This is a genomic window from Cupriavidus sp. OV096 (assembly GCF_900115455.1).
Taxonomy (GTDB): domain Bacteria; phylum Pseudomonadota; class Gammaproteobacteria; order Burkholderiales; family Burkholderiaceae; genus Cupriavidus.
Genome location: NZ_FOWM01000006.1, coordinates 230,188 through 250,780, shown reverse-complemented (window position 1 = coordinate 250,780; position 20,593 = coordinate 230,188). Strand labels below are relative to the sequence as shown.

Here is a 20,593-nt window from a genome sequence, read left to right as displayed (position 1 = left end):
CCCAGAAAAAAGACATCGAGGAGACAAGGCATGAGGAAAACCATTCTTCGGCTGGCGCTGGCCGCCGCGCTGGGCACCATCGCCGCCACGGCCATGGCGCAGGACATCCAGGAGCGCACCATCCGCTTCGGCCATCTGAACAATCCCGACCATCCGGTCAGCTTCGGCGTGAAGAAGTTCGGGGAGCTGCTGGCCGCCAAGAGCGGCGGCAAGCTGAAGGTGAAGGAATTCCCGGCCTCGCAGCTCGGCAACGAGATGCAGCAGCAATCGGCCCTGCAGGGCGGGGTGCAGGAGATGTCGGCCCCGGCGTCCACCTCGCTGGCGGGCATCGTCAAGGAGTTCGGCCTGATCGACCTGCCGTTCTCGGTGGGCAGCTTCGAGCAGGCAGACGCGCTGCTGGACGGCCCGCTCGGCAAGGCGCTGATCGCCCGGCTGCCCGAGAAAGGGCTGGTGGCGCTGGGCTTCTGGGATCTGGGCTTCCGCAACGTCACCAATTCCAAGCGACCGATTGCCCGGCCGGAGGACTTCGAGGGCCTGAAGATCCGCGTGATCCCGAACCCGGTGTTTCTCGACACCTTCAAGGCGTTCAAGGCCAACCCGGTGCCGATGCCGTTCGCCGAGCTGTATGGCGCGCTGGAATCCAAGGCGGTGGATGGCCAGGAGAACCCCTTCGCGGTGATTCTTTCGAACAAGTTCTATGAAGTGCAGAAGTACGTGAGCGCCACCAACCACGTGTACGCCGCCAACATCGTGCTCGTCAGCAAGAAGTTCTGGGACAAGCTCTCGCCGGCCGAGCAGAAGATCATGAACGAGGCCGCGGACGAAGCGCGCGTCTACCAGCGCCAGGTGAGCCGCGCCGCCGCGCAGAAGGCCGTGGGCGAGCTGCGCGCCAAGGGCATCCAGTACAACGATGTGACGCCGGCGGAACGTGCGCGCATGCAGCAGGTGGTCAAGCCGGTCACCGACCATTTCATGGCCAGCTACGACCCGGCCACCGTGAAGCTCTACAACGACGAGATCCGGCGCCTGCGCAAGTAAGCCCGCCGCCCCGCCACCTCCGACGCCCCCAATACATCATGAAAATCCTCGTTCTGCACGGCCCGAACCTGAACCTGTTCGGCCGCCGGGAGCCGCATATCTACGGCACCACCACGCTCGATCAGATCAACGAACGCCTGGCGGCGCTGGCCGCCGAACTGGGCGTGGAACTGGCCACGATCCAGTCCAACCATGAAGGTGCGCTGATCGATTTCCTGCACGCGCACATCGACGCCGCCCAGGGCGCCCTCATCAACCCCGCCGGCCTGACCCAGCACGGCGTGCCGCTGCACGATGCGATCAAGGCCATGCCGTTTCCCTCGCTGGAAATCCACATGTCGAATATCGCGGCCCGGGAAACCTGGCGCGCGCATTCGATCATCTCGCCGGCAGTGAAGGGCACTATCCAGGGCCTGGGCGTGCATTCCTACCTGGCGGGGCTGCGCGCGCTGGTCGGGCTGGTCTCCGACGCCAAGTCCTAGGCGGCGCGGATCATCATGGGTCGCTTGATCGATGGAATCTGCCGCGTGCTGGAGGCCGGCATCGCGCTGCTGCTCGCGGTGATGGTGGTGCTGGTGTTCGGCAACGTGGTGCTGCGCTACGGCTTCAACTCGGGCATTACGGTGTCGGAGGAGGTGTCGCGCTGGATGTTCATCTGGCTCACCTTCCTGGGGGCGGTCATCGCGCTCAAGGAACGGGGGCACCTGGGGGTGGACATGCTGGTCGGCAAGCTGCCCGCCTGGGGCAAGAAGGTGTGCCTGGTGGTCAGCCAGGTGCTGATGCTCTACATCGTGGTGCTGCTGTGCAAGGGTAGCTGGGACCAGGCAGTCATCAATCTCGACGTGACGGCCCCGGTGACCGGCGCCCCGATGGCGATTGTCTACGCGGCCGGCATCGTGTTTTCGGTGCTCGCGGCCGTCATCATCGCGCTCGATCTCTGGCGCCTGCTGACCGGCAGGCTCACCGAGGACGAGCTGGTCATGGTGCAGGAATCCGAGGAAGCGGTGCAGATGAAGCAGATTCTCGACCAGGCGGACGCGGCGGACGCCGCGGACCTCGGCAGCACCGGGAGGCGCGCATGACCATCACCGTCTTTATCGGCTCGCTGCTGGGCGCCATGCTGATCGGCATGCCGATTGCCTTCGCCCTGCTGGCCAGCGGCGTGGCCCTGATGTGGCATCTGGACATGTTCGACGCCCAGATCCTGGCGCAGAACGTGATCGGCGGCGCCGACAGCTTCCCGCTGCTGGCGGTGCCGTTCTTCATGCTGGCCGGCGAGATCATGAACGTGGGCGGGCTGTCGCGCCGGATTGTCGATCTGGCGCTGGCGCTGGTCGGCCATATCAAGGGCGGGCTGGGCTACGTCACGATCATGGCCGGCTGCCTGCTCTCGGCACTCTCCGGCTCGGCCGTGGCGGACGCCGCCGCGCTGACCGCGCTGCTGCTGCCGATGATGGTCAGCGCCGGCCACAAGAAGGAAACGGCGGGCGGGCTGATTGCCGCCACGGGCGTCATCGGCCCGGTCATTCCGCCGAGCATCGGGCTGGTGATCTTCGGCGTGGCCGCCAATGTGTCGATCTCGAAGCTGTTCCTCGCCGCCATCGTGCCGGGTTTGCTGATCGGCGTGGCGCTCTGGCTCACCTGGGCCTGGCTGGCACGGCGCGAGCACCTGGAGCCGCCGCCGCGCAAGTCGCGCGCGGAGATCCTGGCGGCGTTCCGCCATGCGCTGTGGGCGCTGATGCTGCCGGTCATCATCCTGGTCGGGCTGCGCATGGGCGTGTTCACGCCCACGGAAGCCGCCGTGGTGGCGGCGGCGTATGCGCTGTTCGTGTCGATGGTGGTCTACCGCGAGCTGAGCTTCGCCCAGTTGCGCCAGATCTTCGTCACGGCGGCCAAGACCAGCGCCGTGGTCATGTTCCTGATCGCGGCGGCCATGGTCAGCGCCTGGCTGATCACCGTGGCGGACCTGCCGTCCAAGGTGGTGGACCTGCTCCAGCCCTTCATGGGCAACAAGATCCTGCTGATGGCGGCGATCATGGTGCTGGTGATGATCGTCGGCACGGCCATGGACATGACGCCGACCATCCTGATCCTGACCCCGGTGCTGATGCCCGTGATCAAGGCGGCCGGCATCGACCCGGTCTACTTCGGCGTGATGTTCATCATCAACAACTCGATCGGACTGGTCACCCCGCCCGTCGGCACGGTGCTGAACGTGGTGGCCGGCGTGGGGCGCATGAAGATGGACGAGGTCACCCGGGGCGTGGTGCCGTTCATGATCGCCGAGTTCGCCATCATGTTTTTGATGGTGGTGTTCCCGGCCCTGGTGACGGTGCCCGCGAAGCTGTTCGGGGGGTGAGGCGGCGGGTGGGCGGGTGGGCGGGTGGGATCGTTACCGGACAATGCAATAATGATGTATTGCAATCCGCTAACGATTATCCTCGAATGCCAACGAACGAGCCCACCACCAAGCGAACCCGGACGAAGCGCAGCGCGGAAGCCACGCCCAGCGCGCCCGCCGCTGCCGAAGGGGCCAAGAAGGGAGACAGCGCGGGCGACGAGTCGTCGCTCTTCGTCAATTCCGTGGAGAAGGCCCTGCGCGTGCTGAGCGTGTTCGATGCACGCCGGCGCGAACTGTCGCTGACCCAGATCGCGGCGCTGGCCGAGCTGGACATGAGCGCGGCGCAGCGCTTCACCCATACGCTGACCCACCTCAACCTGCTGCGGCGCGACGCGGCGGCGAAAACCTATTCGCTGTCGCCGCGCATGCTCGACTTCGGCTACCAGTTCATCGCCGCCAACGAGCTGGTTGGGCTGGCCACGCCGTTCCTCCAGCACCTGTCGCTGGAAACCGAGGAGACGGTCAACCTGACGCTGCTCGACGGCACGGAAATCGTGTTCGTGCAGCGTTTTGTCAGCCGCCACGTGCTGACGCCCGATGTCATCGTCGGCACGCGGCTGCCAGCCTATTGCACCTCGTCCGGCCTCGCCATCCTCAGCGCGCTGCCCGATGACGAAGTGCGGGAGATCCTGGCCAAGTCCGATCTCGTGCCGTACACGCAGCACACCATCTTCGCGCCGGACGCCATCCTGAAGCGGCTGGAAACCATCCGGCGCAACGGCTACGCCCATACCGAAGACGAGATGTATATCGGCGATATTGCCACCGCCGTGGTGATCGTCGGGTCCGATGGCCGGCCGCGCGGCGCGATCAATGTCGCGGTGTCGCGGGCCCGCTGGAAGGGCGCGGAAGACGAGCAGCGCGTCGCGTCGCTGCTGATTGCCGCAGGCCGCGCCATCTCCAGCCGCGCCTGAGTTCTCCCGCCTCCTCGCCCGCCTTACCCCTTCCCCTGTCATACCCCCACGCAGTCACCGCCCCCCGGTGACTGCGCGCCAGCTTCGCCCCCGACGTGGTCTCCCTTTTGCATGCCGTAGCGACGCGGCACGCCCACTTTCACCCGTTTGCGCCAAATAGACGCGGGTAAACCCTTAGTCGAAAACCGGTTGCACCGCCGCCGTGATGTCTTTATATTTCGATTCACTAACTTACTATTTCTATGCGATAACTATGTACCGAGACATCAAGGCAGAACGCATCGGCGCCATCGGCGTGATCACCCTCAATCGCCCGGAGCGCCTCAACGCCTGGCACACCGCCATGCGCGGCGAGATCCTGGCGGCGCTGGGCGCCTTCGCCAAGGACCCCGCTGTGGGCGCCATCGTCATGACCGGTGCCGGCGAGCGGGCTTTCTCCGCCGGCCAGGATCTCGAAGAGGCGCATGACTTCGACGCCGACCGCGCCGAAGTCTGGCTGCGTGAATGGGAAACCTTCTACGACACGCTGCGCAGCCTGCCCAAGCCGCTGGTGATGGCCCTGAACGGCACCGCCGCCGGCTCGGCGTTCCAGGTGGCGTTGCTGGGCGACATCCGCGTCGGCCACCCGGAAGTGCAGATGGGCCAGCCCGAGATCAACGCCGGCATCGCCAGCGTCACGGGACCGTGGATCATGCGCGAGATGCTCGGCCTGTCGCGCACCATCGAGCTGACGCTGACCGGCCGCATGATGGACGCGCAGGAGTGCCACGCCATCGGCCTGATCCACTATCTGGTGCCGCGCGAGGCGGTGCACGCCCGCGCCATGGAGATCGCCGAGTCGCTGGCCGGCAAGCCGCCGGTGGCCATGAAGCTCGACAAGGCCCGCCTGCAGGAAATGACCGAAGCCGGCTTCCGCGATGCCATCGAGGCCGGTATCCGCATCCACCGCGAATCCTATGCCTCGGGCGAACCGGCGCGCATGATGGAAGCGTTCTTCGCCGAGCGCGAACGCCGCCGCGCCACCGCCGCCTGAGCCGCCCGAGTCCTTCCTGTCGATCAGATCAACGCTGTCCTGCCATCTCCCATGTCTTCGGAAACTCACATCGATATTCCCCCGGCCGCCTCGGAAACCATTTCCGCGCTGCTTGCCCGCCGCGCGCGGGAAACGCCTGACGACATCTACTGCCGCTTCCACGACGAGGTGCTGACGATTGCCGCCCTCGACCGGCGCGTGAACCAGGTGGCCAACGGCCTCGCCGCAGCCGGCCTCCAGCCGGGGGACCGCGTGGCGCTGATGCTGCCGAGCCACCCGGACCATATCGTCGCCATCCTGGCGCTGGCGCGGCTGGGGCTGGTGCGGGTCTCGGTGAACGTGCATCTGCACGGCGCCGCCCTGTCGCACCTGTTCGAGCAGTTCGAGCCGGCCGCGGTGCTGGCCGACGCGGACTATGCCGAGGCGCTCTCGCCCATCCGGCAGGACCGGCCGTCGATGTCGGTGCTGTGGCGCGGGGCAGGGCAGGGCCGGGACGACTTCGCCACCTTCGCGGCGTGCCCGGAAACGCCGCCGGCCCACGTCACCCAGCCGGACGACATCCTGGCGCTGACCCCCAGCTCCGGCACCACCGGCGCCCCGAAGGGCGTGCTGAAGTCCGACCGCACGCTGCGCGCGGGCCCGATGGGCATCCTGCGGCTGACCGGCGCGCAGGCCGGCGACGTCTTCCTGCTGTGGGAGTCGCTGCACCACGGCGCCGGGGTGGCTGTGCTGATCTCCGCGCTGATCGAGCGCACCACGCTGGCCATGGTCGATCGATTCAGCGCCTCGCAGTTCTGGGATCAGGTGCGGCGCCATGGCGTGACCCACATCCACTATCTCGGCAGCGTGGTGCCGATGCTGCTCAAGCAGCCGCCGCGCGATAACGACCGGGAGCACAAGGTGCGCGTGGCGTGGGGCGGCGGGTGCCCGCCGGAGCTGTGGAAGGCGTTCTCCGAGCGCTTTGGCGTGGAGATGCGCGAGGGCTACGGCCTGAGCGAGATGATCACCTTCGTTACGGTCAATCCGGCGGGCCCGGCGGGCTCCATCGGCAAGCCGCTCGGCTACTTCGACGTGGACCTGACCGACGATGACGGGCGTACCGTGCCGGTGGGCGAGCCCGGCGAAATCGTCGTGCGCGCCAACGCGCCGGGGCTGGCCTTCCTGGGCTACTTCCGCAACCCCGAGGCCGAGGCCTCGGCCATGCGTGGCGAGTGGTTCTGCACGGGCGATCTGGCGCGGCGCGATGCGGACGGCTTCCTGACCTTCGCCGGCCGCAAGAAGGACACCGTCCGGCGGCGGGGCATCAATATTTCCGCGTGGGAGGTGGAGCGGGTGATCGCCGAGCACCCGTTGGTGGAGGAGTGCGCGCTGGTCGGCGTGCCGAGCGACCTGGGCGAGGACGAACTCAAGATCTTCATCCGCGTGCGGCAGGAGGGCGACGGGACGCTCGACCCGCTCGCGCTGATCCAGTGGTCCGAGTCGCGCATGCCGTACTTCCAGGTGCCGCGCTACGTGGCCTTTATCGACGAATTCCCGAAAACGCCCACGCAGCGCATCCAGAAGAAGCTGCTGTCCCGCGATGTGGCGGGCGTCTGGGACCTCGAACAGAGCGGCTATCGCGTCGGCAAGGCCCGCGGCTGATGTCCTGATGCCCTGATGCCCTGATGCCCCCTTGGGCATGCCCCCCCCGGTCGGGCGAGGTTTCCCGGCCGGTGCGTCCTTTCGTCTCAGTGGAGTCTTTCCATGCTGTCAAAGTCTGGTCGCAGTACCCCGGCACGCGTCGCCACGCTGGCCACGAACATCCTCCTGGCCTGTGCGTCGGCCTGTGCTGTGGCCTTCATGGCCGCGCCGGCCATCGCGCAGGAAAAGTACCCCGAAAAACCGGTCAACCTGGTCGTTCCCTATCCCGCCGGCGGTGCCGTCGACGTGGTGGGGCGCCTGTTGGGCCAGAAGCTTGCCGAGAGCCTGGGCCGTCCCGTGGTGGTGGACAACAAGCCCGGGTTCTCCGGCAACATTGGCGCGCAGTTCGTCGCCCGGTCCGCGCCGGACGGCTACACGGTGCTGATGGCCGCGCTGACCTCCTATTCGATCAACGCCGCCCTGCTGCAGAAGGCCAACGGCTACAACCTCGCCGGCGACTTCACGCCGGTGGCGATTGTCGGCAACCTGCCGATCGTGCTGCTGGTGAGCCATGACCTCCCGGCCAACAGCGTGCAGGACCTGATCCGGCTGGCCCAGGCCAAGCCCAACACGCTGGCCTTCGGGTCGTCCGGCAATGGCTCGATCGAGCACGTGGCCGGCGAGATGTTCCGCCGCCAGGCCAGCCTGGAATTGCTGCACGTGCCGTACAAGGGTGCCGCGCCGGCCGTGGCGGACCTGCTGGGCGGCCAGATCCAGATCATGTTCGCCACCGGGCCCACGGCGCTGTCCGCCATCAAGAGCGGCAAGGTGCGGGCGCTGGCGGTGGCCACGCCGCAGCGCATCGGCGCGCTGCCGGACGTGCCGACGGTGGCCGAGGCGGGGCTCAAGGACTTCGTGGTGCCGTCCACCTACGGCGTGCTGGTCCGTCAGGGCACGCCCAAGCCCATCGTCACGCGGCTCAACGCCGAGTTGCAGAAGATCCTGCAGATGCCCGACGTCAAGGCGCGCTTCGCCGCCCAGGGCATCGACGTGGTGCTGGGCAGCGCCGATGATGCCGATCACCGGCTCAAGGGCGAAGTCGCCAAATGGGCGCGCGTGATCCAGGAAACCCGCATCGCCGCACAATAGGAATAGGAATAGGAATAGGAACGGGGCGCCCCCGGGGGGGCCCGCCACTTTGGACATGAATTCCGCCATGAACGCATCGAACACCCAACCCTCGGAGATCGTGACCGAGTTCCGCGACGACGGCCGCGTGGCCATCGTGACGATCAACCGCCCCCATCGGCGCAACGCCTGTGACCTCGCCGCCTGGACCGACCTGCGCGACCGCTTCCGCGCGTTCGCCGCCGAGCGGGGCGCGCTGCAACTGGTGGTGCTGACCGGGGCCGGCGGCCACTTCTGCGCCGGGGACGACATCCTCGCGTTCCGCAGCGTGCTGTCCGATCCGGTGGCCGCGGACGCCTACCGCGCGGTGATCCAGCAGGCGTACGCCGCCGTGCAGGACTGCCCGGTCCCCGTCATCGCCGCCGTGCAAGGCGCGTGCGTGGGCGGCGGCCTGAGCCTGGCCATGTGCTGCGACTTCCGCGTGGGGGATGGCAGCGTGCGGGCCGGCGTGCCGGTCGCCAAGCTGGGGTTGATGTATCCGACGATCCAGCTGGTGCGGCTGACGCACCTGATCGGGCTCAGTGCCGCCCGCCGCTGGCTCTTCTCCGGCGACCTCGTCCAGGCGGAAGAGGCCTATCAGGCCGGATTCCTGGACGCGCTATCTGCCGACGACGACCCGGTCGCCGCCGCCATGGCCTTCGGCCGTCCGATGATGGACAACGCGCCGCTCTCCATCGCCGGCATCAAGCTCCAGCTCAACGCCATCGCCGCCGGCCAGCTCGATGCCGCGCGCGACGCCATTGCGGAGGCCACGCGCCGCAGCGACCAGAGCGAGGACTATCGGAACGCGGCGACGGCCTTCGCGGAGAAGCGCAAGCCGACCTTCGTCGGCCGCTGAGGCTCGTCGATGGGTTAGCCCGCCGCCAACGGCGCCACGGTCGCGCCCTGGATGCGGTGCTTTTGCAGCGCCGCCGCCACCGCGCCGGACGCCTTGCGCTCCTCGACGAACGCCGCCAGGAAGGCCGCCGCCGCGTCGCCGCGAGACTTCGGCACGCCCATCGCCTGACGGATCACCATAAAGCGCTCGTCCAGCAGGCGCAGGTTGGGCAGGCCCCGGATATCCGCCTCCAGTTGCTGGCGCACCCCGGCGGCCACGTCGAGATCCTGTTCGAGGAAGGTGCGGACCACCTCCTGCGACGACGGCGCGTGCACGATCTCCGCATGCTGGAGTTCGCGGGACAGGAACAGATCGTAGGCGCTGCCCTTGCCGACCACCACCCGGGTGCCGGCGTGATCGACATCGGCGTTGGTGCGCACCGGCGAGTCGTTGTGCACGAGGTAGTAGCCCTCGATCAGCACGTAGGGCTCCGTGAAGGCGATGCTGGCGCCGCGCTTGGGATCGATGGCGAAGAAGCCGATATCGGCCTGCTCGTTCGCCACCAGATCGACCGACTTGCCGGCGGTCTCCACCACCACCAGTTCGAGCTTCACGCCCAGCCGCTCGGCCAGCGCGCCGGCCAGGTCCACGGACACGCCACCCGCGCCACCCGCGCCACCAGCGTCCGCGCGGTGCGCAAGAATCGGATTGCCCAGGTTGATCGAGGCACGCAGCACGCCGGTCGGGGCGAAGGCGTCAAGAAGTGGCTTGTCTACGGTCATGGGGTAGCAGTCGGAAACCTACGTTGGGGGAGGGCGCCGGCCCGCAGCGGTGCGGGCGTGGCGGACATTGTATCGCCGCATGTCGGCGCCGGGCGTTCGTACATCGGCATACAGAACCGTCCCCGGCCCGATACATCCGCCACACACCAGCGCGATGCAATGGCGACTCTTTCCACTGCAACGCAAAGGCTTCCCATGACTTCGACCCGTACCTCCAGCCGCATCCTCGCCGCTACCGCCCTGCTGATCGGCGCCGGCCTGTTCCAGGCCGCGCACGCCCAGAACGTCGGCCTCCACCGCACGGACCTGGTGCGGAGCGACCTGAGCACGCCGGGGCGCGAAGCCGTGCAGGTGCGGGTGGACTTCGATCCGGGCGCGGTTTCGATCAAGCATGCCCATCCGGGCGAGGAAATCGCCTACGTGCTGGCGGGCGAACTCGAATACCAGCTGGAGGGCCGCGCGCCGGTGACGCTGAAGGCGGGCGAGGCGCTGTTCATCCCGGACGGCACCGCGCACGTGGCCAAGAACGTGGGGCACGGCAAGGCCTCGGAACTGGCGACGTACGTCGTCCGGAAGGGCGTGCCGCTGGTGGCCCCGGTCAAGTAACGCTCAAGTCACGGCGGGGGCGCCTGCCTACAGGTCGCGCGTCCGGGGAATGATCACCGCCTGCCCGTGCAGCACGCCATCGGCGTCGATCAGTTGCCACAGCGTGGCTTCCTCGATCATGAAGCGCTTGCCGGTGCGCGTGATGCGCACGCCGGTGTAGCCGGTCTCGTAGCCCACGCGCTGGACGCGCGCCAGGAAGGCCTGCCGCTCCGCCTGGTTGGGCGGCTCGGCGGAGAGCCGGGACGGCAGCCGCGTGATGCCCGCCCAGTCGTACTCGAAACGCTGCTGGGCGGCCAGGTTGCCGTAGACGAAGACCGGATCGGGCGCGGTGTTGTGGGCGAGCACCGCGAACGGCGCCTCCTCGTAGAGCCAGCGGGCCGCCTTGCGGGCCGGCATCGGCTCGGGCACCAGCGTGCGGCCGAGCAGCCGCTGGTAGCTATCGGCCAACAGCTGGTAGAAGGCGGTGTCGCCGGGCTCACGGGGGGAAAGAATCGAATCGGAAGACATAAGCGTGAAGCGGAAGGAAGGGAGCCAGGACAGCCATCAGGCAGCCATCAGGCAGCCATCAGGCAGCCATCAGGCAGCCATCAGGCCGGCTGGTCGATGGACTGGCCGATCCGCCACAGCACCCCGGACGGATCGTCGATCGTGAAGTCGCGCATGCCCCAGGGCCGGTCCTCGGGCGGGTTCACGCGCACGCCGTAGCGCGCGCCCAGGTCCTGGGCCACCACGTGCTGCCACCAGGCCTCCACATCCACCACCAGCAGCGACATCATCAGGTTCTCGGCGAACGGCTTCTCGTAGAAGCGCGTCAGCAGGAAGCTCGAGCGCCCCGCGTGCAGGTAGGCCATCTCGTCGCTGCCCCACGCCTCCGTAAAGCCGAGGTCGAGGTAGAAACGCTTCGACAGGTCGAAATCCTGCGCCGGCAGAAACGCCTTGATCTCGATGGTGTCCATGTTCGCGGTCATCGCGGCTCCCGGGTTTAACAGATGTAACGGACTGAGCGGGCGATGATAGCGCGGCTTCAGAAATGGTGTCGCATGCCCACCATCACGCCGATGCGGGTGGAATCGTCCACGTCCGTGGCCGGCGTACCGGCCCAGTACTCGGTCTCCCGCCCCACCGCGCCGCCGCGCGCATGCACGATATCCGCCTCCACGTAGACGCTGGTGCGCTTGGAGAGCGCGTAGTCGCCCACCAGCGCGATGCTGTCCGCGTTGCCGCCGCCCAGCCGCACCGGGGTGTCCTGGAACTGCGTGGTCACGTCGCCGGACTGCTGGTAGCGGTAGTAGGCGCCCGAGACGTGGAACGCCGGCGTCAGCTGGTAGCCCAGCCCGACGAAGGAGATGGCGAAGCGCGCATCCCCAGCGGACTCGCGCCGGCCCATATGGCCGAGGTAGGCCGTGGCCTTGCCGAACGCGTAGGAACCCCCCACCGAGTAGTTGCGCAGCGTGTTGGCGCCATCGTCGCTGCGGCGCTGGTCGTACGCCACGCCGAGCACCACCGGCCCCTGCTGGTACTTCACCCCGCCGCCGAGCGTGGTGCCACGCCCCATGCTGCCGGCCTGCTCGCCGGCACCGTAGTCCAGTTGGACCGAGAACGGCCCCACGGTGCGCTGGTAGACCACGCTGTTGTCGATGCGGTAGTCCTGGAAGAAGATGTCCCCGCCGATGTAGAGCGGATCGGACCAGAAATTGCCCCAGCCCTGGTCGAGCGGATCGAACGCCCAGCCGATGTTGTTGAGCGCGTTGTACTGGCGGCCGAAGGTCAGGCTGCCCCAGTCGCCGCTCAGGCCCACCCAGGCTTGCCGGCCGAACAGCGCGTTGTAGGACGCGCGGCCGTCGTCGCTGGCAAAGCCGCTTTCCACCTGGAAGATCGCGTGCTGGCCGCCGCCCAGGTCTTCATCGCCCTTCAGGCCCCAGCGGCTGCCGACCATGCCGCCCGAGACCAGTGCGGCCTGGTCGTTGTGATGACCGTCGATGTTCGACGTATAGCGCACCGCCGAGCTGACGATGCCGTACAGGGTCACGCCCGGTGCGGCGTGGGCGGCGACGGGCAGGAGCCCGGCCGCAAGCAGCCAAAGGCTGGCTGGCTTCTTCATTGCGTTGTCCTCCGGAAAACGGATCCGCCCGCGGCACACGCGCGCGTGCCCCGGGAGGGAGGGTCAGACAAACTGCCTGAGGGATTCAGTCCTGCGCGCGGTCCACGATGGGTCCCGGATGGGTTCCGAATCGGTCCCGGATCGGTCCCGGATCGGTCCCGGATGGGGGGGCGCAGGTCAATGACCGGGCGGCTGCGCGCGATGGGCGGCGCAGTCCCCGGAGCGAAGGTGAAGCAGAGGGGTGTTTGCCGGGCAAATGATGCTGGGTGGGGCTGGATGCAGCGACGCCCCGGCCGGCAGAACGGGGCGTAGTTTACCGCAATCGGGAGGAAGCCCCGAAAAAGTGACGATTAACTCACGTATTCAGACATCAGCCGAAGGTGAACGCGTAAGCCTGCACGCCCGGATCGAGAAAGCGGATCTCGAACGTGTGGTCGCCGACTTCGCCCGCCTGCCGCACCAGCTGGTAGAGCCGGGTTTGCGTGACCGCGCCATTGCCGTTCTCATCGGTGTCCGCACCATGGCTGGCGCCGGGCGGCTTGCCGTCGATGGTCACCTGGAAGCGCACCGCCTGCCCATTGGCCGCCGGGCCGAGCACGAGGTGCAGGTCGCGGGCATGGAAGCGGTAGGCGATGGTGCCGTTGGCGCGGTCAAGTGTCCCTTGCTCCGCTTCCACGGTCCAGCGGCCAGACAGCCCCCAGCTATTCAGGTCCAGCTTGCCGACCGTGTAGTCGCGCGCCGCATCGGGCCGCAGGCCGCCGGGGGAGGCAAAGTTGGTGGCCTGCTGGTAGCCGACATAGGTCTCGCCCGAGCGCACGTTGTTCAGGTCAGGCATGGCCTGCGCACCGCGCGCCTCCGGCGCAACCAGTCCCGTGGCCACCGACTTGTCGCCGGCCTCCGCAAGCAACGCTTGAATCACACGTTCCGAGGTCGCATAGCCACCTTCGCCGAACTGGTGATGGCGGATATTGCCGCGACCATCCACGAAATACGCCGCCGGCCAGTAGCTGTTGTCGAAGGCGCGCCAGATCTTGTAGTTGCTGTCGATGGCCACCGGGAAGCCGATGCGGAAGTCCGCCACCGCGCGGCGCACGTTCTCGGGCTGCTTCTCGAACGCGAACTCGGGCGTATGCACGCCGATCACGGTCAGGCCCTGGTCCTTGTACTTGTCGGCCCAGGCGCGCAGGTAGGGCAGGGAGCGGATGCAGTTGATGCAGGAATAGGTCCAGAAGTAGACCAGCGTGACCTTGCCCTGCAACTGCTCGCGCGTGATCGGGGCCGAGTTGAGCCATTGCACCGCGCCGTCCAGCGCGGGCAGGCGGCCTTCGACCGGCAGCGGGGGCAAGGCGCCCGACACACCGCCCGGGAAGCCTACGCGGGCGTCGTTAGCCGCCAGCAGCATGCCGTTGTTGGCGTCATTGGCGTCATTGGCGTCGTTGGCGGACTGCGGCGGCATGTCGCGCGCCTTCTCCACCGCATTGAGCAGCGCCTGTTCGATGCCGGTGGTGCTGCCGGCGGACAGCCGCGCCAGCAGGCCGGTGTCCGTGCCGGTGCCGATGATCGCCACGCCAGCCAGCACGCCCACGCCCAGGCCGCGCCGCAGCCACTCGCCGGCGCCCATCGACCGCTTCATCGCCGCAAAGACCCGGCCGCCGATGCCCAGCGCCACGGCCAGCGAGCTGGCGGCGCCCGCCGCGTAGGCGGCCAGCAGCAGCGAGGTCTGCACACTGGCGCCGTTGAGCGCCGCGCCGGTCAGCACCAGCCCAAGGATCGGGCCGGCGCAGGGCGCCCAGAGCATGCCGGTCGCCACGCCGAGCAGCAGCGAGCGCCACACCGTGGAGGTGTCGCCATCGCCGGCCAGCCGGTTGCCGAGCGCCACCACGGGGCGGGCCAGCCGGTCCGCCAGCGCGGGCAGCAGCAGGCTCGCGCCGAAAATCGTCAGCAGGACCAGCGCGGCGTAGCGTCCCACCTGATTGGCCTGCACGACCCAGGCGCCGCCCACCGACGCCAGCGTGGCCACGGCGGCGAAGGTCAGCGCCATGCCGGCCAGCATCGGCAGCGTGCTGCGCACAAAGGGCTGGCCGGCGCGGGCGAACACGAACGGCAGCACCGGCAGGATGCACGGGCTCAGGATGGTGAGAGCGCCACCTATATAGGCAAGTATCAGCAGGGTCATGATTGGCATCCGGTAGGAAGATTGGCTTGCCTCGATCAGACCCGCTGCGCATATCGCCGATGTGTCGCCAGCGCGGCTGGGCGTATGCCACTGTGGCGAGGCCGTCGCCAGATACAGAGTGATACATGGCGGTGGCCGGCGGGCTCGCCGATCGGCCCGGTTGCGTCCGATTTGCCCGGTCTGGGTCCGATTCGGGTCCGATCTGGTCTCCTCCGGCTCCGATTCCGCCCCATCCGTCACCCGAATCCCGCCGATCGCGATCTGCCTCCCCCCTCCGCCCCGCCCCTTTTTGTACGCCTTTGTATCTGGCTCCCGCACCGATACGTGCCCTGACAGTAAGGCCCTCAAATCGCTACGGGCGCGATACGTCCGTCGTCTTAAATGCATTCCGTGGCAGCGCGGCAAGCGAAACAAACCAGACGCACCGTAACCCGCCTCGCAATCCTTAATTGATTACCGAACCCAAACTTCAAGGAAATACGATCATGACCTCCATCGCCAAGCGCCTCGTTCTCGCCGTCGCCCTCGTTGCCGCCGCTGCCGGCGCCCAAGCCGCCGTCACCGGCTCCCGTGATGTCTACACCGACGGCGCCCGCTCGGTGCAAGAACCCCGCAACCCGTACAGCGACGGTGCCCGCTCGGTGCAGGACGCCCGCAGCCCGTACAGCGACGGCGCCCGCAACGTCGACCCGTTCACCGATGGCGCCCGCAATGTCGATCCGTACACGGACGGCGCCCGCATCGTGGCCGGCATGGACCGCACCGGCGTCTCGGCCGACCCGGCACGCACGGTCGATCCGTACCTCGACGGCGCCTACGCCTGAGTCACCTGCGTCACCTGCGTCACCTGATTTGCCCGATTGGATCCACGCTCTTCAACCTGCAACCTCGAAACACTGGAAATCGACATGACCCGTATCGAAAACGTGCTGTACACCGGCAAAGTCCACATCACCTCCGGCGGCCGTGACGGCTCGGCACGCAGCGACGACGGCCGGCTGGACATCAAGCTGTCCTCGCCGGGCACCAGCGGCATCGGCACCAACCCGGAGCAGCTGCTGGCTGCGGGCTGGTCCGCGTGCTTCATCGGCGCCATGGGCATCGCGGCCAAGGCCCGCAAGGTGCAACTGCCGGGCGATACCGCCGTGGACGCCGAAGTGGACCTCGGCAAGGGCGGCGATGGCTACCTGCTGCAGGCACGCCTGAACGTGAGCCTGCCGGGCGTGCCGCGCGATGTGGCGCAGGCGCTGGTGGAGACCGCGCACCAGACCTGCCCGTACTCGAAGGCCCTCACCGGCAACATCCATATCGAGATCAATCTCGTCTGACCGGGTCGGATCTGGTCCGATTTTTCCGATGGCAGTCCCGCGCAGCGCGCCTTCACCGGCCCGCTGCGCGTTGCATTCACGACTGCCGCGCTGCCGATGGATCGCCTACAGTGGACTTCACTCCGCCGTTCGCAGCGGAGTCTGGCCCGCAGGGCCACCCCCGCCGGGCGGATGCCCGTCCGCTCGCCCAAGGCTTCCTTTGGAGCGCATGATGACCCAAAAGTACAACCGCCTAGACAAGTCCCAAGCCGCCGTGCTGCTGGTGGACCATCAGGCCGGCCTGATGTCGCTGGTGCGTGATATCGAACCCGACAAGTTCAAGAACAACGTGCTGGCGCTGGCCGATTGCGCCAAATATTTCGGCCTGCCCACCGTGCTGACCACGAGCTTCGAGGATGGCCCGAACGGCCCGCTCGCCCCGGAACTGAAGACGATGTTCCCCGAGGCGCCGTTCATTCCGCGCCCCGGCCAGATCAACGCCTGGGACAACGCCGACTTCGTCGCCGCCGTGAAAGCCACCGGCAAGAAACAGCTGCTGATTGCCGGCGTGGTCACCGAGGTCTGCGTCGCCTTCCCGGCACTGTCCGCCATCGAGGAAGGCTATGACGTCTTCGTCGTGACCGATGCCTCCGGCACCTTCAACCCGATCACGCGGGACGCGGCCTGGAACCGCATGGCCCAGGCCGGCGCGCAGATGATGAGCTGGTTCGGCGTGGCGTGCGAGCTGCACCGCGACTGGCGCAACGACATCGAGGGGCTCGGCACACTGTTCTCGAACCACATTCCCGACTACCGCAACCTGATCACGAGCTACACCACGGTCAAGGGCAGCAAGTAGGCCGATTCGGTACCCCCGGGTGCGCCGGTGCCGCCCGTGCCACATGGTAGAGTCGGCGCACCATGAAGACCTTACTGATCGTCTATCACACGATGACCGGCGGCACCGCGCAGATGGCCGAGGCGGCGGCCACGGCGGCGCGCGGGCAGGAGGGCGTGGATGTCCGCCTGCTGCGCGCCACCGAGGCCGGCGCGGCCGATGTGCTGGCCGCCGACGGCTACCTGTTCGCCACCCCGGAGAACCTGGCCGCGATGTCCGGCCTGATGAAGGACTTCTTCGATCGCTGCTACTACCCGGTGCTGGACCGCGTGAACGGCCGCCCCTACGCGGCGATGATCTGCGCCGGCAGTGACGGCCAGAACGCGCAGCGGCAGGTCGAGCGCATCGCCACCGGCTGGCGCCTCAACCGCGTGGCGCCGACGCTGATTGTCTGCACGCACGCACAGACGCCCGAAGCCATCCTCGCCACGAAGCAGATCGACCAGGACGACCTGGACCAATGCGCCGAGCTGGGCGCCGGCCTGGCGGCCGGCATCGCGCTCGGCGTGTTCTAGCGCCTGCGCGGCGGTGCGCTACGCGGTCACGGTGGCCACGTAGTCGATGTTGGCGGCGAGCACGGCGGCGTTGCGGATCGTGCCGTCGGTGCCGTCGGTGGCGTCGCCGGGCACGCCGGTCCAGTCCGAGGCCACCACGGCCGGGAAGCTGCCGCTGGCCGGTGCGGTGGTGCCGGCATCGACGATCAGCGAGCGGGGCTGCCATAGGTCGAGGAAGCCACCCAGCACTCGTGGTTTCACGCCATCATGCGCGGCAGTTCGGCCGCCAGCGCCTCCACGGCGACGCGCACCTTGCGTGGCAGGTGGGGCGTGTGGGGCGTGTGCGGCCACAGTGCGTAGGCATCGTAGGGAAAACCGGGCCGCTCGGGCAGCAGGTGGACCAGCGTGCCCGCCTGAATCCGGTCCCGGACCAGCCAGTACGGCAGCCATGCCAGCCCGAGGCCCATCGCGGCGGCGTCAGCCAGGGCGTCGAGATCGTCCATCCGCACCTGATGGGCGGGCAGGAGCGGCACCGGCGCGCCATCGTCGCCCGGCAACTGCCACGGACGGATGCGCCCCGAGCGCCGGTAGACCACGGCGCGATGCCCCGCCAGGTCATCGATCCCCAGCGGCGTGCCGGCCTCGGCCAGATAGCCGGGCGACGCGCACACGATCATGATCTGCCGCGCCACGCGGCGCGCCACCACACCGGCCTTGTCGTCCGGCTCCCCGGTGCGGATGGCCAGGTCGAAGCCGTCTTCGATCAAGTCCGAGAAACGGTCGCTGAACGACAGGTCGAGTTCGAGCCCGGGATATTGCCGCGTTAGCGCCAGCAGCACCGGCGCCACGCAGCGCCGACCGAAGTGCACCGGCACGGTCACGCGCAGCCGGCCGCGCGGCGGGGCTGATTGCTCGCCTTTGTCGGCATGGTCGGCGGCCAGCGCATCGGCGGCGTCCACCTCGGCCAGCACCACGCGGCAGCGGTCGTAATACTCGCGGCCGAACTCGGTCAGGCTCTGGCGCCGCGTGGTGCGGGTGATCAACGGCATGCCCAGCCGCTCTTCCAGGAACCGGACATGCTTGCCGACCATCGGGCCCGATAGCTCGAGCGCGTCGGCGGCGGCCGAAAACGAGCCGAGATCCACCGCCTTCACAAACACGGCCATGCTAGTCAGCCGGTCCATATTAGAAACTCCTGGTTATCAGTGTTCTGGAAAACCGGCCATTTATCGCGGATGGGCGGCCTGCCATAGTGTATTCGTTCCCAATCAAGACGAATAAGGCGAGTGATGGCACCGATGACACGCGTAATCCGTTTCCACGCACATGGCGGCCCGGAGGTGCTCCGGATCGAAGACGTCGAGGTGCCGCCGCCCGCGCGCGGCGAGGTGCAGATCCGGGTCAAGGCGCTCGGGCTGAACCGGGCCGAGGCGCTGATGCGCGCGGGCATCTATATAGAAACGCCGCCGCTGCCGTCCGGGCTGGGGCTGGAGGCGGCCGGCATTGTCGCGGCGGTGGGGGAGGGGGTGCGCGAGGTGGCCGTCGGTGATGCAGTTAGCGTGATCCCGCCCATCTCGATGGCGCGCTGGCCGACCTACGGGGAGATCATTACGATGCCGGCCGCAGCGGTGGTCCGGCACCCGGCGGCGCTGGACTGGGCCCAGGCCGCCGCCCTGTGGATGCCGACCCTGACCGCCTACGGTGCGCTGATCGACATCGCCGCGCTGGGCCGGGGCGACTTCGTCGTGGTGACGGCCGCGTCGAGCAGCGTCGGCCTGGCTGCCATCCAGATCGCCAACCGGGTCGGCGCCACGCCGATTGCCGTCACGCGCCGCGCCACCAAGGGCGACGCGCTGCGGGCGCAGGGCGTCGCCCACGTCGTGGCATCGGAAGACGAGGATCTGGCCGCGCGCATCGACGCCATCACTGGCGGCCGGGGCGCGCGCGTGGTCTTCGATCCGATCGGCGGCCCGCTGTTCACGCCGCTCACCGCCGCCATGGCGCCGGGCGGCATCCTGATCGAATACGGCGGGCTGGACCCCGCGCCCACGCCGTTCCCGCTGGCCACCGTCCTCGGCAAGCGGCTGACGCTGCGCGGTTACCTCGTCCACGAGGTCATCGGCAACCCGGCGAAGCTGGCGGCGGCCAAGGCGTTCATCCTCGACGGCGTGCGTGATGGCTCGCTGGCGCCGGTCATCGCCCGCCGCTTCGCCTTCGACGACATCGTCGCCGCGCACCGCTACCTGGAGTCCAACGCCCAGTTCGGCAAGATTGTGGTGACGGTCTAGGCGGGGCGGGAGGCGGCGAGGGCGGCCACGAAGGCGTCGATCACCGGGCTCGATGTCCCGGCGCGGGTCACGGCCACCAGCGTGGCGCGCACGCGGAGATCGTCGATCGGCACGAAGGCGACGTCGGTGCGGTTCGGCGCCGCCACCGACGCGCCCACCAGCGTGAAGCCGAGCCCGGCCGCCACCAGTCCCAGCGCGGTATGGATCTCGATGGCCTCATGCCCCGGGGTGGGATGGGCACCGGCGTCGCGCAGCGCCGCCACCATATGGCTGGCGAACACGCTCTGCGGGTCCTTCGGATACTGGATCAGCGGCAGCGCGTCCAGCTCCCGCGCGGCGATGGCGCTGCGCTGTGCCAGCGGGCTCTGCAACGGCACGGCGGCCACGAAGGGGTCTTCGAACAGCGTGGTGTAGTGCAGGTCCGCCGGCCGTTCGAACTCGCCCACATAGCGCGAGATGCCCACGTCGATACGCCCGCGCCGCAGTTGCGCTGGCTGGTGCTCGGACAGCAGTTCGAGTGGATCGAGATGCACATCCGGATACTGCTCCCGAAAGCGCTGCACCGCCGCCGGCAGGATCGAGAAGATAGCCGAACGGGTAAAGCCGATGCCGAGCCAGCCGAGGTTGCCGGCGGCGATGGCGCGCGCCTCCTCGTCCAGCCGGCGCATCTGCGCGAGCAGGTCCTTGGCGCGCGGGTAGAGAAACTGGCCGGTCGCGGTCAGCGTCATCGGGCGGCGGGACCGGTCGAACACGGGCGCGCCGAGCAGCGATTCCAGCTGCCCAAGCTGCATGCTGATGGCCGTGGGCGCCACGAACAGCCGGTTGGCGGCTTCCGCCGCGCTGCCCGCATCGACCACTTCGCAGAAATAGCGTAGCTGCCGCAAGTTCATTTTTATTGAAGTCGAGTCCATTTTTCGATGTTTGATCTCG

23 protein-coding genes are annotated in these 20,593 nt (G+C 68.2%); 15 read left to right on the top strand and 8 right to left on the bottom strand.

Features of this window, described 5'->3' with window-relative positions; translation table 11 throughout:
* Positions 1-30: 30 nt before the first annotated feature.
* The 9 genes from BM115_RS15985 (at position 31) to BM115_RS15945 (ending at position 9,032) form a co-directional block, all read left to right on the top strand.
* The gene (locus BM115_RS15985; protein WP_092295690.1) at positions 31-1,038 is read left to right on the top strand and encodes a TRAP transporter substrate-binding protein; all 1,008 of its coding nucleotides are present in this window, start codon (positions 31-33) and stop codon (positions 1,036-1,038) included.
* Positions 1,039-1,076: 38 nt separating this feature from the next.
* Positions 1,077-1,520: a type II 3-dehydroquinate dehydratase gene (locus BM115_RS15980; protein WP_092295687.1), complete on the top strand. Its 444-nt coding sequence runs from the start codon at positions 1,077-1,079 to the stop codon at positions 1,518-1,520.
* Between the two features lie 15 nt (positions 1,521-1,535).
* Positions 1,536-2,120: a TRAP transporter small permease gene (locus tag BM115_RS15975; protein WP_092295684.1), complete on the top strand. Its 585-nt coding sequence runs from the start codon at positions 1,536-1,538 to the stop codon at positions 2,118-2,120.
* The gene (locus BM115_RS15970; protein ID WP_092295681.1) at positions 2,117-3,397 is read left to right on the top strand and encodes a TRAP transporter large permease subunit; all 1,281 of its coding nucleotides are present in this window, start codon (positions 2,117-2,119) and stop codon (positions 3,395-3,397) included. Before BM115_RS15975 ends, BM115_RS15970 begins: the two co-directional genes overlap by 4 nt.
* An 86-nt stretch (positions 3,398-3,483) precedes the next feature.
* Positions 3,484-4,353, top strand: a complete 870-nt coding sequence (locus BM115_RS15965; RefSeq protein WP_092295678.1) for an IclR family transcriptional regulator — start codon at positions 3,484-3,486, stop codon at positions 4,351-4,353.
* A gap of 253 nt (positions 4,354-4,606) precedes the next feature.
* Complete coding sequence (locus BM115_RS15960) at positions 4,607-5,386, top strand: enoyl-CoA hydratase/isomerase family protein (RefSeq protein ID WP_092295675.1); 780 nt, start codon at positions 4,607-4,609, stop codon at positions 5,384-5,386.
* A gap of 51 nt (positions 5,387-5,437) precedes the next feature.
* Positions 5,438-7,027, top strand: coding sequence for an AMP-binding protein (locus BM115_RS15955; protein ID WP_092295672.1), 1,590 nt, complete (start codon positions 5,438-5,440; stop codon positions 7,025-7,027).
* Positions 7,028-7,129: 102 nt separating this feature from the next.
* On the top strand, positions 7,130-8,155 hold the full coding sequence (locus tag BM115_RS15950; protein WP_092295669.1) for a Bug family tripartite tricarboxylate transporter substrate binding protein: 1,026 nt from the start codon (positions 7,130-7,132) through the stop codon (positions 8,153-8,155).
* A 67-nt stretch (positions 8,156-8,222) separates the two neighbouring features.
* Positions 8,223-9,032: an enoyl-CoA hydratase/isomerase family protein gene (locus BM115_RS15945; protein WP_255370849.1), complete on the top strand. Its 810-nt coding sequence runs from the start codon at positions 8,223-8,225 to the stop codon at positions 9,030-9,032.
* 14 nt (positions 9,033-9,046) lie between these two features.
* Here the strand turns inward: BM115_RS15945 and BM115_RS15940 are convergent, their stop codons facing one another.
* Positions 9,047-9,793, bottom strand: a complete 747-nt coding sequence (locus BM115_RS15940; protein ID WP_092295663.1) for a transporter substrate-binding domain-containing protein — start codon at positions 9,791-9,793, stop codon at positions 9,047-9,049.
* Positions 9,794-9,988: 195 nt separating this feature from the next.
* Between BM115_RS15940 and BM115_RS15935 the strand changes: the two genes are divergently transcribed.
* A complete protein-coding gene (locus BM115_RS15935) occupies positions 9,989-10,399 on the top strand; it encodes a cupin domain-containing protein (protein WP_092295660.1) in 411 nt (136 codons plus the stop codon).
* Positions 10,400-10,426: 27 nt separating this feature from the next.
* Here the strand turns inward: BM115_RS15935 and BM115_RS15930 are convergent, their stop codons facing one another.
* The 4 genes from BM115_RS15930 to BM115_RS15915 form a co-directional block, all read right to left on the bottom strand.
* Positions 10,427-10,906 (bottom strand): MEKHLA domain-containing protein, encoded by a 480-nt coding sequence (locus BM115_RS15930; protein WP_092295658.1) that lies wholly within the window; start codon positions 10,904-10,906, stop codon positions 10,427-10,429.
* 80 nt (positions 10,907-10,986) lie between these two features.
* Complete coding sequence (locus tag BM115_RS15925) at positions 10,987-11,367, bottom strand: VOC family protein (RefSeq protein ID WP_092295655.1); 381 nt, start codon at positions 11,365-11,367, stop codon at positions 10,987-10,989.
* A 56-nt stretch (positions 11,368-11,423) separates the two neighbouring features.
* Positions 11,424-12,500, bottom strand: a complete 1,077-nt coding sequence (locus tag BM115_RS15920) for a porin (RefSeq protein ID WP_092295652.1) — start codon at positions 12,498-12,500, stop codon at positions 11,424-11,426.
* A 370-nt stretch (positions 12,501-12,870) separates the two neighbouring features.
* Positions 12,871-14,676 (bottom strand): cytochrome c biogenesis protein DipZ, encoded by a 1,806-nt coding sequence (locus BM115_RS15915; protein ID WP_092295648.1) that lies wholly within the window; start codon positions 14,674-14,676, stop codon positions 12,871-12,873.
* A 482-nt stretch (positions 14,677-15,158) separates the two neighbouring features.
* Here BM115_RS15915 and BM115_RS15910 point away from each other — a divergent pair, with 482 nt between their 5' ends.
* The 4 genes from BM115_RS15910 (at position 15,159) to BM115_RS15895 (ending at position 17,396) form a co-directional block, all read left to right on the top strand.
* Positions 15,159-15,500 carry a hydroxyquinol 1,2-dioxygenase gene (locus BM115_RS15910; RefSeq protein WP_092296206.1) on the top strand — a complete coding sequence of 114 codons (342 nt, stop codon included), beginning with the start codon at positions 15,159-15,161 and terminating at the stop codon, positions 15,498-15,500.
* An 84-nt stretch (positions 15,501-15,584) separates the two neighbouring features.
* A complete protein-coding gene (locus BM115_RS15905; protein WP_092295645.1) occupies positions 15,585-16,004 on the top strand; it encodes an organic hydroperoxide resistance protein in 420 nt (139 codons plus the stop codon).
* A gap of 211 nt (positions 16,005-16,215) precedes the next feature.
* The gene (gene ycaC, locus BM115_RS15900; protein ID WP_092295642.1) at positions 16,216-16,842 is read left to right on the top strand and encodes an isochorismate family cysteine hydrolase YcaC; all 627 of its coding nucleotides are present in this window, start codon (positions 16,216-16,218) and stop codon (positions 16,840-16,842) included.
* Positions 16,843-16,904: 62 nt separating this feature from the next.
* Positions 16,905-17,396: a flavodoxin family protein gene (locus BM115_RS15895; protein WP_092295639.1), complete on the top strand. Its 492-nt coding sequence runs from the start codon at positions 16,905-16,907 to the stop codon at positions 17,394-17,396.
* An 18-nt stretch (positions 17,397-17,414) separates the two neighbouring features.
* Here BM115_RS15895 and BM115_RS15890 read toward each other — a convergent pair whose 3' ends face one another.
* Together BM115_RS15890 and BM115_RS15885 are read right to left on the bottom strand one after the other, a co-directional pair.
* Positions 17,415-17,636 carry a hypothetical protein gene (locus BM115_RS15890; protein ID WP_143093907.1) on the bottom strand — a complete coding sequence of 74 codons (222 nt, stop codon included), beginning with the start codon at positions 17,634-17,636 and terminating at the stop codon, positions 17,415-17,417.
* Entirely contained in the window at positions 17,633-18,559 is a 927-nt protein-coding gene (locus BM115_RS15885) for a LysR family transcriptional regulator (RefSeq protein WP_092295633.1), read from the bottom strand. Before BM115_RS15885 ends, BM115_RS15890 begins: the two co-directional genes overlap by 4 nt.
* Before the next feature lie 114 nt (positions 18,560-18,673).
* On the opposite strand from BM115_RS15885, the gene BM115_RS15880 reads away from it, so the two are divergent.
* Positions 18,674-19,663: a zinc-dependent alcohol dehydrogenase family protein gene (locus BM115_RS15880; protein ID WP_092296203.1), complete on the top strand. Its 990-nt coding sequence runs from the start codon at positions 18,674-18,676 to the stop codon at positions 19,661-19,663.
* On the opposite strand, the gene BM115_RS15875 is transcribed toward BM115_RS15880, so the two are convergent.
* Positions 19,660-20,553, bottom strand: coding sequence for a LysR family transcriptional regulator (locus BM115_RS15875; protein ID WP_092295630.1), 894 nt, complete (start codon positions 20,551-20,553; stop codon positions 19,660-19,662). The genes BM115_RS15880 and BM115_RS15875 overlap by 4 nt on opposite strands.
* Positions 20,554-20,593: the final 40 nt, after the last annotated feature.

Bases quoted from the DNA above. Each gene is read 5' to 3' on its own strand.
- BM115_RS15985 (WP_092295690.1), top strand. From the start codon at position 31: ATGAGGAAAACCATTCTTCGGCTGGCGCTGGCCGCCGCGCTGGGCACC.
- BM115_RS15980 (WP_092295687.1), top strand. From the start codon at position 1,077: ATGAAAATCCTCGTTCTGCACGGCCCGAACCTGAACCTGTTCGGCCGC.
- BM115_RS15975 (WP_092295684.1), top strand. From the start codon at position 1,536: ATGGGTCGCTTGATCGATGGAATCTGCCGCGTGCTGGAGGCCGGCATC.
- BM115_RS15970 (WP_092295681.1), top strand. From the start codon at position 2,117: ATGACCATCACCGTCTTTATCGGCTCGCTGCTGGGCGCCATGCTGATC.
- BM115_RS15965 (WP_092295678.1), top strand. From the start codon at position 3,484: ATGCCAACGAACGAGCCCACCACCAAGCGAACCCGGACGAAGCGCAGC.
- BM115_RS15960 (WP_092295675.1), top strand. From the start codon at position 4,607: ATGTACCGAGACATCAAGGCAGAACGCATCGGCGCCATCGGCGTGATC.
- BM115_RS15955 (WP_092295672.1), top strand. From the start codon at position 5,438: ATGTCTTCGGAAACTCACATCGATATTCCCCCGGCCGCCTCGGAAACC.
- BM115_RS15950 (WP_092295669.1), top strand. From the start codon at position 7,130: ATGCTGTCAAAGTCTGGTCGCAGTACCCCGGCACGCGTCGCCACGCTG.
- BM115_RS15945 (WP_255370849.1), top strand. From the start codon at position 8,223: ATGAACGCATCGAACACCCAACCCTCGGAGATCGTGACCGAGTTCCGC.
- BM115_RS15940 (WP_092295663.1), bottom strand. From the start codon at position 9,793: ATGACCGTAGACAAGCCACTTCTTGACGCCTTCGCCCCGACCGGCGTG.
- BM115_RS15935 (WP_092295660.1), top strand. From the start codon at position 9,989: ATGACTTCGACCCGTACCTCCAGCCGCATCCTCGCCGCTACCGCCCTG.
- BM115_RS15930 (WP_092295658.1), bottom strand. From the start codon at position 10,906: ATGTCTTCCGATTCGATTCTTTCCCCCCGTGAGCCCGGCGACACCGCC.
- BM115_RS15925 (WP_092295655.1), bottom strand. From the start codon at position 11,367: ATGACCGCGAACATGGACACCATCGAGATCAAGGCGTTTCTGCCGGCG.
- BM115_RS15920 (WP_092295652.1), bottom strand. From the start codon at position 12,500: ATGAAGAAGCCAGCCAGCCTTTGGCTGCTTGCGGCCGGGCTCCTGCCC.
- BM115_RS15915 (WP_092295648.1), bottom strand. From the start codon at position 14,676: ATGACCCTGCTGATACTTGCCTATATAGGTGGCGCTCTCACCATCCTG.
- BM115_RS15905 (WP_092295645.1), top strand. From the start codon at position 15,585: ATGACCCGTATCGAAAACGTGCTGTACACCGGCAAAGTCCACATCACC.
- ycaC (WP_092295642.1), top strand. From the start codon at position 16,216: ATGACCCAAAAGTACAACCGCCTAGACAAGTCCCAAGCCGCCGTGCTG.
- BM115_RS15895 (WP_092295639.1), top strand. From the start codon at position 16,905: ATGAAGACCTTACTGATCGTCTATCACACGATGACCGGCGGCACCGCG.
- BM115_RS15885 (WP_092295633.1), bottom strand. From the start codon at position 18,559: ATGGACCGGCTGACTAGCATGGCCGTGTTTGTGAAGGCGGTGGATCTC.
- BM115_RS15880 (WP_092296203.1), top strand. From the start codon at position 18,674: ATGACACGCGTAATCCGTTTCCACGCACATGGCGGCCCGGAGGTGCTC.
- BM115_RS15875 (WP_092295630.1), bottom strand. From the start codon at position 20,553: ATGAACTTGCGGCAGCTACGCTATTTCTGCGAAGTGGTCGATGCGGGC.